Origin of the sequence: Veillonella parvula (genome assembly GCF_018366295.1) — a bacterium.
In the GTDB taxonomy this organism is placed as follows: Bacteria; Bacillota; Negativicutes; order Veillonellales; family Veillonellaceae; genus Veillonella; species Veillonella parvula_P.
The window spans coordinates 103,829-116,001 of the sequence record NZ_JAGZIJ010000008.1 but is presented as its reverse complement, the minus strand read 5'-3'; the positions used below and the strand labels follow the sequence as shown (position 1 = coordinate 116,001).

The window sequence follows — 12,173 nt, the reverse complement described above, 5'->3', positions numbered from 1 at the left end:
TACATCAGCCCTTGATCCAGAGCTAGTAGGCGAAGTATTGGCCGTTATTCGTAAGATTGCTAAAGAGCTAGAGGTAACCATGATTATCGTAACGCACGAAATTGGCTTTGCTAAAGAAGTAGCAGATCAAGTCGTATTCATGGAAGGCGGCGTCATCGTAGAACAAGGTGATCCTAAAGTTGTCCTCGAACATCCTAAAGAAGAACGAACACGTAAATTCTTGAGCCGTTACCTTACACTAGATAGCGAACAGCCACTAGATAGTGCAGCTTTATAAATAGTACTGCTCTATAAAAATACTGCTCTATAAATAATGCAGAGCATAATAATGCGTGCTATCCTAGTAATATAGAAATTCATGGCGACCTAATATTTTTAGAATTAGGTCGCTTTAAACGAGGTACATATGAAAGAATTTAGACAATTAACCGTAGATGATGCGGCTGAATATCACGAGGTGTTAATTGCAGGATATGCGGAGAATAAGAACTACCCTATATCCTTCGATGCTATTAACTTTAGCCCAGAAGAATCTCGGGTGTGGATCTTAAAATATCCTGTATTTGGTCTCTACGTAGATGGTTCCTTAGTATGCTCTATTTCATTCCGCATGCCTTGGATTCCCAAAGCTACGCCAGACGTATATCCGCACATTGCACACTTTGTGACAGCCCCTGAACATAAGGGAAAGGGCTATGCTCGTGAAGTTTTAACTGAAGCAGAAAATCTACTGCGCAATGTATATAAAACACCAGCCGTAACACTAGGTACTGCTGCAGAACACCCATGGCTTGCCAAAATGTATGAAGGCTTTGGCTTTAAAGAATATAAACGGAAACAACTACCTGGAAAGGTACATACGACCATATTCTTTAAGAAAACACTGTAATAAGAACTCTAATTTTAAAGTCCTACCATACAAATAGCGACTAGTTAAGATAATCAACTAGTCGCTATTTTATTTTTACATATAGTTACGTTATAATAAATGAAATTGTTTTTGTCTGTGGAGTGTGAATAGTATGTATGAAATCGTAAATGAACCAAGTTTAACAATAGCTTTTGATATGGATGTAGAGTTATCTGAATTTGGTGTGTTTGGCGTATATATTAAACGAGGCTATAATATCTGTTCTGGCTATATTGATCCTAGCGATTGGTCTGGGATTCGTAAAGGGTATCAAGAATTAGTAAATTTGTATGAGATATGCAAAGGTTCAGCAACCTTTACGTATACTTTAACAGGAGAAGGGGATACGCTCACATTCTCGTTAGATCAAAAGGGCGCCTTAACAATGGAAGTTAACATCTGTACTACTTACAATTACAAATGTCATATGACCATTGAAAGCTTAGATCAAACATATTTGCCAAAGTTTATTGAGTTTTTCAAAGAATTTTTGGAACGAGAGCCAAAATAAAAAGAGTCGCATCAAAGGATGCGACTCTTTTTTGTACCCAGTTTCTATTTACAATTATTTTGTAACAACTTTAAGATCTACAGGGATTTTAGCTTCTACAGCTTCGCCTTTGATAACTTTTTGAGCTGTATCAATAGCGATTTTACCCATTTGGTCCGGTTGTTGCGCAATTGTTGCAGCCAATGTGCCGTCTTTAACAGCTTTGTCTGCATCAGCAGTACCGTCAAAGCCTACGATGAAGATTGTTTTGCCTGCGGATTTAGCTGCTTGGATAGCGCCTAATGCCATTTCGTCGTTATGAGCGAAGATAGCTTGTACATCAGGGTTAGCTTGCAAAATGTTTGTTGCTACGTTTAAACCTTTTGTACGGTCGAAGTCAGCACTTTGTTTTGCTACTACTGTTAAGTCTTTGTCAGCTACGTTGTGGAAACCTTGGCCGCGTTCACGTGTGGCGGAAGCACCAGGGATACCTTCGATTTCTGCAACTTTTGCAGCTTTGCCTACTTTATCAGCGATAAGTTGAGCGGCCATTTCGCCGCCTTTTACGTTATCGGAAGCGATGTGAGCTACTACTTTGCCTTTATCAACAGAGCGGTCAACAGTGATTACAGGAATGTTTTTAGCATTTGCTGCTTCTACGGAAGTAGAGATAGCTGCAGAGTCTACAGGGTTGATGATCAATACAGAAACGCCGCTTTCAAGTAAGTCGGAAATATCGTTTGCTTGTTTTGCAGGGTCATTTTGAGCATCAACGATTTTAACTTTAAGACCAAGCGCTTTAGCTTGAGCCTCAACGCCTTCCTTCATAGTTACGAAGAATGGGTTGTTCAATGTGGAAACAGAGAAGCCGATTGTGCCGGATTTTTTGTCGCCGCCGTTATCAGCGCTTTTACCACAGCCTGCTACAAGACCGATAACCATGATAGCCATCGCCAACAGTAACAATAGTTTTTTCATAGGAACCTCCTAGGCTTTCTTGCGGTCTGCAAGAACTGCCAATAAAATGACAATACCTTTTACAACTTGTTGATAGAAACTGGAAACGTCGAGAATATTTAACCCGTTATTGAGGGTACCGATAATTAGGGCACCAATTAATGTGCCAACGATATGACCACGACCGCCAGCAAGGCTTGTACCGCCAAGAACTACGGCCGCGATAGCGTCAAGTTCATAGCCTGCACCTGCTGTCGGTTGTGCAGAGTTAAGACGAGAGGTGATGATTGCACCGGCGATACCACAGAGCATACCTGTTAAGGCATACACGAAGATTTTAACGCGGTCAATCTTGATACCAGCAATGTAACTAACCTTTTCACTACCACCTACAGCGTATGTTTTACGGCCTAACGATGTGCGGCTCAATACGAACCAGAGGATGATGAAAGCTAGGAACATTGTGATGGCTGGAACTGGAAGACCTGCAATATCCCCCTGGCCAAAGCCGTGGAATAGAGGATCTTGCGTAAGACCAGAGATTGGGTTACCATCGGTGAATACCAATGTCGCACCACGGTAGATGGTCATGGTCGCCAAGGTAGCGATAAATGGAGCTACGCGGCCATAGGTGATAACGAGACCGTTAATACCGCCCAATACGAGGCCCGCACCTGCGGCTAATACGATAGCTAATACAGGGTCAGTACCAGTTACGATGAGGTTTGCCATCACTGCACTAGAGAGGGCAAGGATGGAACCAACCGATAAGTCGATACCGCCAGTTAAGATGACGAAGGTCATACCGAAGGCGATAATTGCATTGATGGATACTTGGCGCAACAAGTTACGCAAGTTAGAGAATTCAAGGAAACTGTCGTTCATGACAGAGATAATTACAAATAATAGGATGAGGCCGATGAGGGGGCCTAATTTTTTTACATATTGTAGAGCTTTGCTGTCCATTATTGTCCTCCTGTGGCTAATGTCATAATCGATTCTGGTGTTGCATCGCTGCGGTCCAAGATACCTGCTACACGGCCTTCATGAATGACCATAACGCGGTCGCTCATGCCCAGCACTTCAGGTAACTCAGAGGACACCATGATAATGGACACACCATCGTTCGTTAATTCGTTCATTAAATCGTAAATGTCACGTTTCGCGCCGATATCGATACCGCGCGTAGGCTCGTCCATGATGATAATGGATGGTTTTTTGCCAACCCATTTTGCGATAACTACCTTTTGTTGGTTACCACCGGATAGGGATGACGCTGGTTCGTGAATCGATTGTGTTTTAACGCCTAATTTTTTAGACAATTCGTCAGCAAAAGACGTAAGTTTGCTCTTATCTAGTACATGAGAGGGGCAAATTTCGCCAAGATTCGGCAATGTAATATTAGAACCGATGGAAAAATCGAGGATCAAGCCTTCGCTCTTTCTATTTTCTGTGATGAAAGCAATCCTAGCTTTGATGGCATCTTCTGGTTTTTTACAGTTGAGAACGGAGCCGTTAACGGTTATGGTACCGCCATTGTGTTTATCTACACCGAAGATGGCGCGCATAATTTCTGTACGGCCAGCGCCCATAAGGCCTGCTACGCCGAGGATTTCACCTTTGCGCAAGGAGAAGGAAATATCGTTGTCGAAACCTTCTGGTTTGAGGTTATCCACGCTCATAACCACATCGCCCGGTGTTGTAGTACGAGCAGGGTAGAACTCGTCGATGGAACGGCCTACCATGTGACGTACCACTTCGTCTACGGAAATATCAGATGTTGGTTTAGTGATAATTGTGTGACCATCACGCATAACCGTAATTGTGTCACATTCGCTAAATACCTCTTCCATGCGGTGAGAAATATATACGATAGCAACGCCGCGTGCTTTCATTTTGCGCATCATGTTGAACAATGTCGCCGTTTCACGCTCTGTGAGGGCTGCTGTCGGTTCGTCCATGATGACAACCTTTGCATCTAACATCAAGATACGAAGGATTTCCGTCATCTGTTGGTGACCAACGGAGCAAAGGCCTGCTTCTGTTGTGAGCGGCAATTCGATGCCTAGTTCGCGACATGTGTTTTCAGCCTCAGTGAGCATCGCCTTTTTATCGAGCATACCAAATTTGTTGTGCTTTGGTCTCATTAAATATAGATTTTCTAACAATGTTAAATTTGGCCAAATGTTGAGCTCTTGGTGGATGAAGGCTACACCGTTCAGCTCGGCCTCTCTTGGGTTCGGGAAGGTGCGCTTTACGCCGTCGATGGTGATGGTACCAGCGTCTGCCTTGTGAATACCAGTGAGGATATTCATGAGGGTAGACTTGCCGGCCCCGTTTTCGCCCATCAAGGCGTGAACCTCGCCCTCCTTGAGGGTAATACTTACATCGCGCAACACTTGGTTTGTACCAAATGCCTTCGCAATGCCTGACATAACAATTTCCATAACTACTCCTATATGACTGGTGAAAGTATCTCTAATCTATTGCTCTACGGACGATCGCTGAAAATACAATCGGCGCGCAAGATAATGTTTGCATACGGAGATGCTTCACCAGTTCTAATAATGCATTTGCATTGTTTTGTGGCTTCTTTGAAAGCTTCATGGCTCGTTTCAATCCATTCGTATTGATCGGATGGGAAGGTAAACTCCAAGAAGGCATAAGCCTTAGTATTGTTTTCTTTAATTTCTGTTGCCACATGAATCGCTTCGGATTTCATATGTTTAGCGATGATGGATACTACTTGCTCAAAGCTCGGTACGCCAAAATCTAAGGCTAAGTCGATTTTTTGAACCCCTTCAGGTACTGGCAAACCACAGTCTGAGATACAAATTGTATCTGTGTGACCTAAATCAGCAAGCACCTTAGCAATATGGCTATTTAAAATGCCGTGTCGTTGCATAAATAACTCCTTATCTATTCCAATGACTGAGGCTTTAACGCCTCATTCATTAACTCCCTTTGTTATATAGAGGGCAGATGCATTCGTTACATAAGAATGTATAGCTTGTATTGAATAGACCTTTCAAAGCGACTTTGGCCCTGCGAAGGCAGACCTGGCCAGTGGAGCTTTTAAAGGTCTATTCAATATGCTAACTCTTTGCCAAGAATGCAGCGACCTCGTCCTTTGTTGGCATGCCACCTTGAGCACCCAAGCGTTGGATGGAGAGGGCAGCTGCTGCATTACCGTAGTGTAGAGCGTCGGCTAAGCTTTTACCATTAACAATAGCCGTTGCAAAGGCGCCGTTAAAAGTATCGCCAGCGCCTGTTGTATCTACGGGCTCAACCTTGAAGCCAGGTACGATGTGGATTTCACCGTTGTCGGCATATCCTACACCCTTGCTACCAAGGGTAACGATGATTTTGTTTTCGTTAGCTAGTAAAGTCTCCTCTGTAGATTGGTTAGGATAGAGAGCAGATAGCTCATGTTCGTTTGGCGTAATATAGGTTGCTAATTCTAACCATTCCGAATCGAGGTCGGCTGTAGGAGCAGGATTTAAGAGGACTTTCACATTCGCCTCGTGACAACGACGAACGATATATTCAATAGTTGGAATAGGAATCTCGTTTTGCACCATCACAAGATTGGCTTGCTCGATAGCAGACCAAGCGTTATCTACTACGGACTGGTCTACCTTAGCATTAGCGCCTGCAATCACGATGATGCTATTATCGCCTTCAGCCAATGTAATGTGTGCTGTACCGGTTGTAGTATTCGGTACCGTAACGATGTAATCTGTATTGATGAAATTTTCTTTTAAATTATCTAAAATCATTTGGCCGTATGCATCCTCACCGATACAGCCGACCATCGTGACCTCTGCACCTAGACGAGCCGCAGCCACCGCTTGGTTTGCACCCTTGCCACCGTGCGCGATGTGCAATTCGTTGCCCATAATTGTTTCGCCTGCAGTAGGGCGTTTATCCGCGAGGACTACAATATCCATGTTGCAACTGCCAATAACAACAATACGATTCATAATAACTCCTTAATAAGCCTCTGCCCTAACTGGGACTAAAAATAACTATCATTTATTTTTATACATAGAATCTTGAATATTTTATACAACGAACTGTATATATAAATATAATTGATAATCTAAGAGGCCTTTGCTTTCACATACCTATAAGTGTATATTAATCATTTATTAGTATAGCGTAAATACGTGAGTTTATCTATATAAATATCTTTAAAATGTAGGAATAAAAAAGGTATACCCAAAATCTATGTTACATGAGTAAAAATGTACCGATTAGATTTAGGATATACCACTTTGAAGGGTATTTAATTTTTAAAGAAGCGCTGGTTTAGTTCAAATGTTATAATCCGTTTAGTATATTTACATAATCCTGTCGTTGATCAAGTATAGAGATTAAATAAATAGTTCTAGTTTTCTCTACAACTGTGTAGAAAATAATAAGCTTTTCTAAAATCAACATTCGAAAGTCACTGTCATTAAGTGCTCTAATTTTAGGTGTAGTCCCCATATATGGATGATTCATAAGATTTAAAATTGAATTTTGAATATTTTCTTTGACTTGTATAGCTGTTTCTTTTGAAAACTGCATAGCTACATAAAGTATTTGTTGATGTAGCTCTTTATTGAACTTTTCAGTAGGAATGATTGTGTAAGTTTGGGAGTCCATAGATTTACCCCATTTGCTCTAGCATTTTATCAATACTGTTGAAAGTTTCATCAAGTGTAGTGGTACGACCTTGAATGATATCGTTTTGCCCTTCTACAAGAGAGGATAGTAATTCTATTTTTGACTTTAACATATTGTAAGTATTATAGCCGAGACTTACGGTGTCTCCACGGCCATTTACAGTAATAATAGCAGCCTCATCTTTAAGTTGTAAGGATTTAGAAATTTCAGGATACTTATTTCGTAAATCAGAGGATGGACGTATTGTTTCACGTAATATTCCCATAGTTATCTCCTTATAGTTTTAAAAGTATTTGTTCATCATTCTTATACTGTAATTATATCATTTAAACGATATAATTGCAGTATACAAATATATATATGAGATATTTAATTCAAATGAGGTTAACTAGATACTTTAATCATAAAATGATATATAAAAAGACTATCTTCAAGAGTATTGAAGATAGTCTTGTATTGGTATATAGTAATTTCTCTTTTTTACAAAATATTTATTTATATATTAGTGAAAGCTTGGTTTGTCATAGTGTGTACCTGGTTCACCTACACCGATGCTTGTGCGGTGGAAAGGCGTTTCATCCGCAGCGTGTAAGATATCAAAGATGGCTTTTACCACTGCTTCGCGTGAAACTTGGGCATCGTTGAATTGAGCCCCTTCAGGGATGAGTTCGTAATCAGTTTTCTCTGGATCATTGTAAAGCCATGTGAGGCGCAAGATGGTGTAATTTAAGTTGGATTCGCGTAATACATTGCGTGCTTGGCGCTCACCTTGAACATAGCTAATCGGCAAGTTGTCGAAGGTCCATTTTTCAAGTGCTACAGGGAATTCACCAGAAAGTCCAGCCATGGACACACCGATAACACGGCGTATATTTTTGCGGCTCAATGCTTTCACGATGGAAGCCATATCACTGCCAGACTCCATAGCACCTACAAATACAACCTCCGCATTTGTTACAGCTTGTTCTAATTTACCAGGATTTTGGAACGAACCTTCAATCACTGTAACACGTTCATGGTCGATAATCTCTGGAGGTATACGTGTTTTCAACTGACGACCGTATAATGTAATGTGCATATCTGTATATGTTAATAGTGTAGCAGTCAACTTTTGAGCTATTTGGCCCGCAGCTCCTAAAATCGTAATATACTTATACATAAAAAAGACCTCCTATGTTCGGGCATAAATATTTAATAAAATTTTAACATACATATATGACAAATACGTGAGAAAAAATTATAAAAATCTTTGTATTATTTTCGTAATTTAATTGATGCTTAACATTTCATTTGTTGTTTTTAGCTGTGCAAATCGATTCCGCCAAATCTTTTCTTTGTAAAAGGATAAGATTGTACCGGCTGGTAGATACTCATTGTCAAAGGTTGAGATAGCATCTTCGACGATGGTGATATTATAACCATACTCAAAGCCTACTTTCACAGATGTAGCAATGCAAAATTCCACCTGCATTCCTACGAATGTTAAATCGGTAATATTTTTTCGGTTTAAATATTCCTTTAATTCAGTGTCCTTGAAGATACTATTGTAATATTTATTGAAAATCTTTTCGTTTTCTTGCGGTTTTAATTCGTGATAGACTTGCCAATTATCGCTACCTGTTGCTAATAAGCCTTCATCTTCAGAATGTCTGATAAAAATGACTTCTATATTTTGATCTCTAAAATGTTGAATGATTGCTTTTGTATTTGAGATAAAGTTTTTGGCATTGTAAGGGTTTTCCTTAACTAAGCCTTCTTGTATATCGATTACGATTAATGCTTGTGCCATGATATTTCCTTTTTTATTCATAAATAAGTATCTATGCGCATTATATCATAAGTATATAACAAGAAAAGGAAGATATAAGTATCATAGATGTTGATAGTAATTTTAAAGGGTGCTGTAAAATTTAATGTTGAATTTACGCGATAATTTAACTACAATAGTGATAAGATATTAGAAAAATGAGTAGTATATCACTAAAGTATTCTGGAGGTGATAGTATGCCGAATATAAAACCTATTTCAGATTTACGAAACTATTCTGAAGTTTTACGTGATGTTACTATAGATAGTCCCGTATTCTTAACTAAAAATGGTAGAGGCCGATATGCAATTATGGATATTCAAGATTATGAACGTCTAATGGCTACGATAAAACTTATGGGCGCTTTAGAGACAGGTCGTAAATCTGGTGAAGAACAAGGCTGGATTTCATCAGAGCAACTAAAGACTGAATTGGGGATTTAATTATGAATAATCAAATTAGCTATGCACCAAAAGCACGAGAAGATTTGCTAGAAATAAAATCTTTTATAGAAGAAGAAACCGGTGATATTGAGTTAGCTAAGAAAACCGTTTTGGATATAGTAACTGCGAATGATTCGTTGAGTATATTTCCAGAAATGGGGCAGCGATTATTGATTAATCTAGGAAGTAAAATTGAATACAGATATTTACTTTGTCATAATTATTTAAGTTTTTACCGTTATTTAGATCGGACTATCTATATTGATAGAATATTAAACAGTAGACGTAATTATCTTAGAATATTATTAGATGAAGTACATTAGTTCTTAAAAGCACTATCATTAATAGATGGTGCTTTTTTTATGGGCTTTACTTGAAGTCCCTTGATAGCCTCTAGGCTTTCACAAATTCTCGAAGAATGATAAAATAAATCCATATATATTTTTATAGAAATGAGGCTATTATGGAACGGATTCAGGATCTTGTGTACACACATGTGCAGGGTGGCCAGTTTAGATGGGTTACTGTTAGCACATTGATGCTCGCATTGGGCACGATTTTGCATTTGGTAAGCCCTAGTGTGGCTGGGGTAACGCCGAACTGGACGATTGCTACGTACTGCGTAGCTATTTTATTGACTCGTCCTAGTTTGAGTCAAACCTTGGGGATTGGCCTCGTGGCGGCCCTCATCAACGTATTGACGTCTAAGTCAGCGTTCCCTTATGGCAACTTGTTGTCTGAGCCAGGCGGTGCTTTGACGGCGGCTCTCGTAACGCGCGCTATGTTGTCCATGAAGTTCCGTAAAATTGGTGGTTTTGATTTAACGCCTGTCGTGTCTGGCTTCTTAGCAACTGTTGTATCTGGCGGTATCTTTGTTACCATTTTGTGGCAAGTGCTTGGGTTGCCAAATAATGTGTACATGTACGGCATGTGGCCATTGGTACTCATTGTAGGGGCCTTGAATGGTGCCATTACGCCAATCTTATATATTCCGGCACAACGTCTATTTTCTAAACGTGGCATGTTGCCAAATGCGGACCAATTGACATCTGATCATAGTCGCTTGACTATCTTGCCTGAGCGCCAAGCTAAAATATCCATTGAGCACGTAAATTACTATCATCCTAAGGCGACTACACCATCCCTCGAAAATATCAATCTCGATGTAAATGAAGGTGATTTCCTCGTTGTTACAGGCCCTGCAGGTTGTGGTAAAAGTACCCTTTGTATGGCGATGGTAGGGGCGGTGCCTAAATTCTATGGTGGACGGCTAGAAGGCATGGTCTTCGTAGATGGTCATGCGACTACGCAAATGGAAATCCCAGAACTTGCGAACCATATCGGTGTAGTACTAGCCGACTACGATACACAGCTCGTAACGATGACAGTTCGTGAAGAAGTAGCCTTTGCTATGGAAAACCGCGGTTATGACCGTGAAACTATTAAAGCTCGTTCTGAAGAGGTGTTTAAGCAAGTTGGCCTCGTAGGCTTAGAAGACCGCAAGATTACAAGTTTATCTGGTGGTCAACGCCAACGTTTGGCTATCGCATCCGTATTGGCTACGAACCCAACCGTACTTGTTCTTGATGAACCGACAAGCTCCCTCGATCCAGATGGGACTGCTGAATTATATCGCCTCGTAGGTGATTTGAACCAAAAACACGGTATCACCGTTGTCGTTATCGACCATGATTTGCATGCCGTATTGCCGTACGCTAACCGTATGGCCCTCATGGTAAATGGTTCTATCGCCTGTGATGACGATGTACCTACTACGCTTCGTTATATGTATGAACACAATATTCACGTCGATGCATTGCCATCCGTGTTTACAACTTATATGGAATTGGAACAAGCTGGCTTCCACAGCGATGAACCTTGGCTCAGCATCGAGTCTGCTATCAAGGGTTTGCACCAAATTGAAATGGCTCATGCGATTCAAACCGAGGTGCATGGTAAAAGCAACTCTCCAGCTAATCAAAGAAATATAGTAGATAATCTTGCTGATCAATCTAATATAGTAGAAAATAGACAACCAGTTCAACGCGTTGATGATGTACCAGGAAAGGACGGTGGCGATCATGCTTAAGGTTGAAAACATCCGCTTTGGCTATGTGCCATCCGTAGATATTTTCCAAAACGTGACTTTCACCATCGAAGGGGGCGAATATATCGCTATCGGTGGTCGTAATGGTTGCGGCAAAACGACTATTACGCGATTGCTTGTCGGCCTCGAAAAGGCTAGGGAAGGCCACATGTATTATAACGGCAGAGATATTACGTCCATGCCGCCGTCTAAACGGGGTCAATTTATCGGCTATGTATTCCAACAGCCAGATCGCCAAATGTTCAGACCTACCGTAGCCACAGAGGTTGCCTTCGGACCTGAGTCCTTGGGGCGCAGTAAAGCCGAAGTGAAGCGTATTGTTGATGAAGTATTGGAGCGCACAGGCATCGGCCATTTGCGTGAAGCCTATCCTCCAACATTGCGCCGCGGTGAAAAGCAACGCGTTGCCATTGCTTCTGCGTTGGCTATGCAATCTAAAATCCTCATCCTTGATGAACCAACCAGTGGTCAAGATGGTAAGGAAACTAAAGAGCTATTAGCATTATTGCGTCAGCTTAATTCAGAAGGTATCACAATCCTTCTTATTACCCATGATATGGAAATCATGGCTAGCGAATGTAGCCGTGCTATCATCATGGGCAACCAAACCGTTGCCTTTGACGGCAGTCCAGAAGAATTATTCAAAAAATCTACGGATGAATTGCAAGAGCTAGGCCTTACGAAGCCGCCAAGTGTGGAACTTTCATTAGCGGTACCATCCTTAGGTTATTGCAAATCTATGGATGAATTGAAATCTAAGTTAGTGGCTCAGTTGAGCGGAAAATAGG

Annotated in this window: 15 protein-coding genes and 1 pseudogene; 7 read left to right on the top strand and 9 right to left on the bottom strand. The window is 40.9% G+C overall.

Features of this window, described 5'->3' with window-relative positions; all coding sequences use genetic code 11:
- The 3 genes and pseudogenes from glnQ to KHY58_RS08045 all read left to right on the top strand — a co-directional run.
- Nucleotides 1-277, top strand: a pseudogene (gene glnQ / locus KHY58_RS08055) (glutamine ABC transporter ATP-binding protein GlnQ); the annotation flags it as partial.
- Between the two features lie 129 nt (nt 278-406).
- Complete coding sequence (locus KHY58_RS08050; protein WP_004694248.1) at nt 407-889, top strand: GNAT family N-acetyltransferase; 483 nt, start codon at nt 407-409, stop codon at nt 887-889.
- 133 nt (nt 890-1,022) lie between these two features.
- On the top strand, nt 1,023-1,421 hold the full coding sequence (locus tag KHY58_RS08045; protein ID WP_278472917.1) for a hypothetical protein: 399 nt from the start codon (nt 1,023-1,025) through the stop codon (nt 1,419-1,421).
- 54 nt (nt 1,422-1,475) lie between these two features.
- Here KHY58_RS08045 and rbsB read toward each other — a convergent pair whose 3' ends face one another.
- The 9 genes from rbsB to KHY58_RS08000 form a co-directional block, all read right to left on the bottom strand.
- Complete coding sequence (gene rbsB / locus KHY58_RS08040; protein ID WP_278472915.1) at nt 1,476-2,378, bottom strand: ribose ABC transporter substrate-binding protein RbsB; 903 nt, start codon at nt 2,376-2,378, stop codon at nt 1,476-1,478.
- A 9-nt stretch (nt 2,379-2,387) separates the two neighbouring features.
- Nucleotides 2,388-3,323, bottom strand: a complete 936-nt coding sequence (locus tag KHY58_RS08035; RefSeq protein ID WP_004694241.1) for an ABC transporter permease — start codon at nt 3,321-3,323, stop codon at nt 2,388-2,390.
- Nucleotides 3,323-4,804, bottom strand: coding sequence for a sugar ABC transporter ATP-binding protein (locus KHY58_RS08030; protein WP_205112770.1), 1,482 nt, complete (start codon nt 4,802-4,804; stop codon nt 3,323-3,325). The genes KHY58_RS08035 and KHY58_RS08030 overlap by 1 nt, the downstream gene beginning before the upstream one ends.
- Nucleotides 4,805-4,848: 44 nt before the next feature.
- Nucleotides 4,849-5,262 carry a D-ribose pyranase gene (gene rbsD, locus KHY58_RS08025; RefSeq protein ID WP_278472910.1) on the bottom strand — a complete coding sequence of 138 codons (414 nt, stop codon included), beginning with the start codon at nt 5,260-5,262 and terminating at the stop codon, nt 4,849-4,851.
- 190 nt (nt 5,263-5,452) lie between these two features.
- A complete protein-coding gene (gene rbsK, locus KHY58_RS08020) occupies nt 5,453-6,340 on the bottom strand; it encodes a ribokinase (protein WP_278472906.1) in 888 nt (295 codons plus the stop codon).
- 340 nt (nt 6,341-6,680) lie between these two features.
- On the bottom strand, nt 6,681-7,007 hold the full coding sequence (locus KHY58_RS08015; protein WP_278472904.1) for a type II toxin-antitoxin system RelE/ParE family toxin: 327 nt from the start codon (nt 7,005-7,007) through the stop codon (nt 6,681-6,683).
- 4 nt (nt 7,008-7,011) lie between these two features.
- The gene (locus KHY58_RS08010; RefSeq protein ID WP_278472901.1) at nt 7,012-7,293 is read right to left on the bottom strand and encodes a type II toxin-antitoxin system Phd/YefM family antitoxin; all 282 of its coding nucleotides are present in this window, start codon (nt 7,291-7,293) and stop codon (nt 7,012-7,014) included.
- Nucleotides 7,294-7,530: 237 nt separating this feature from the next.
- Complete coding sequence (locus KHY58_RS08005; RefSeq protein WP_004694229.1) at nt 7,531-8,187, bottom strand: NAD(P)H-binding protein; 657 nt, start codon at nt 8,185-8,187, stop codon at nt 7,531-7,533.
- Between the two features lie 108 nt (nt 8,188-8,295).
- Nucleotides 8,296-8,817, bottom strand: coding sequence for a cysteine hydrolase family protein (locus KHY58_RS08000; RefSeq protein WP_278472898.1), 522 nt, complete (start codon nt 8,815-8,817; stop codon nt 8,296-8,298).
- Between the two features lie 215 nt (nt 8,818-9,032).
- Between KHY58_RS08000 and KHY58_RS07995 the strand changes: the two genes are divergently transcribed.
- The 4 genes from KHY58_RS07995 to KHY58_RS07980 all read left to right on the top strand — a co-directional run bounded on the left by KHY58_RS07995 (nt 9,033) and on the right by KHY58_RS07980 (nt 12,172).
- The gene (locus KHY58_RS07995) at nt 9,033-9,278 is read left to right on the top strand and encodes a type II toxin-antitoxin system prevent-host-death family antitoxin (protein WP_004694224.1); all 246 of its coding nucleotides are present in this window, start codon (nt 9,033-9,035) and stop codon (nt 9,276-9,278) included.
- A 2-nt stretch (nt 9,279-9,280) separates the two neighbouring features.
- Entirely contained in the window at nt 9,281-9,601 is a 321-nt protein-coding gene (locus KHY58_RS07990) for a type II toxin-antitoxin system RelE/ParE family toxin (RefSeq protein ID WP_008715166.1), read from the top strand.
- Nucleotides 9,602-9,741: 140 nt separating this feature from the next.
- On the top strand, nt 9,742-11,367 hold the full coding sequence (locus KHY58_RS07985) for a tryptophan transporter (protein ID WP_278472895.1): 1,626 nt from the start codon (nt 9,742-9,744) through the stop codon (nt 11,365-11,367).
- Entirely contained in the window at nt 11,360-12,172 is an 813-nt protein-coding gene (locus tag KHY58_RS07980) for an energy-coupling factor ABC transporter ATP-binding protein (RefSeq protein ID WP_195394545.1), read from the top strand. The genes KHY58_RS07985 and KHY58_RS07980 overlap by 8 nt, the downstream gene beginning before the upstream one ends.
- Nucleotide 12,173 lies beyond the last annotated feature (1 nt).

What these genes read in the sequence shown, in the direction of transcription:
- KHY58_RS08010 (WP_278472901.1), bottom strand. Translation starts at nt 7,293, where the DNA reads ATGGGAATATTACGTGAAACAATACGTCCATCCTCTGATTTACGAAAT.
- rbsD (WP_278472910.1), bottom strand. Translation starts at nt 5,262, where the DNA reads ATGCAACGACACGGCATTTTAAATAGCCATATTGCTAAGGTGCTTGCT.
- KHY58_RS07990 (WP_008715166.1), top strand. Translation starts at nt 9,281, where the DNA reads ATGAATAATCAAATTAGCTATGCACCAAAAGCACGAGAAGATTTGCTA.
- rbsK (WP_278472906.1), bottom strand. Translation starts at nt 6,340, where the DNA reads ATGAATCGTATTGTTGTTATTGGCAGTTGCAACATGGATATTGTAGTC.
- KHY58_RS08050 (WP_004694248.1), top strand. Translation starts at nt 407, where the DNA reads ATGAAAGAATTTAGACAATTAACCGTAGATGATGCGGCTGAATATCAC.
- rbsB (WP_278472915.1), bottom strand. Translation starts at nt 2,378, where the DNA reads ATGAAAAAACTATTGTTACTGTTGGCGATGGCTATCATGGTTATCGGT.
- KHY58_RS08015 (WP_278472904.1), bottom strand. Translation starts at nt 7,007, where the DNA reads ATGGACTCCCAAACTTACACAATCATTCCTACTGAAAAGTTCAATAAA.
- KHY58_RS08030 (WP_205112770.1), bottom strand. Translation starts at nt 4,804, where the DNA reads ATGGAAATTGTTATGTCAGGCATTGCGAAGGCATTTGGTACAAACCAA.
- KHY58_RS07995 (WP_004694224.1), top strand. Translation starts at nt 9,033, where the DNA reads ATGCCGAATATAAAACCTATTTCAGATTTACGAAACTATTCTGAAGTT.
- KHY58_RS08005 (WP_004694229.1), bottom strand. Translation starts at nt 8,187, where the DNA reads ATGTATAAGTATATTACGATTTTAGGAGCTGCGGGCCAAATAGCTCAA.
- KHY58_RS08035 (WP_004694241.1), bottom strand. Translation starts at nt 3,323, where the DNA reads ATGGACAGCAAAGCTCTACAATATGTAAAAAAATTAGGCCCCCTCATC.
- KHY58_RS07985 (WP_278472895.1), top strand. Translation starts at nt 9,742, where the DNA reads ATGGAACGGATTCAGGATCTTGTGTACACACATGTGCAGGGTGGCCAG.
- KHY58_RS07980 (WP_195394545.1), top strand. Translation starts at nt 11,360, where the DNA reads ATGCTTAAGGTTGAAAACATCCGCTTTGGCTATGTGCCATCCGTAGAT.
- KHY58_RS08000 (WP_278472898.1), bottom strand. Translation starts at nt 8,817, where the DNA reads ATGGCACAAGCATTAATCGTAATCGATATACAAGAAGGCTTAGTTAAG.
- KHY58_RS08045 (WP_278472917.1), top strand. Translation starts at nt 1,023, where the DNA reads ATGTATGAAATCGTAAATGAACCAAGTTTAACAATAGCTTTTGATATG.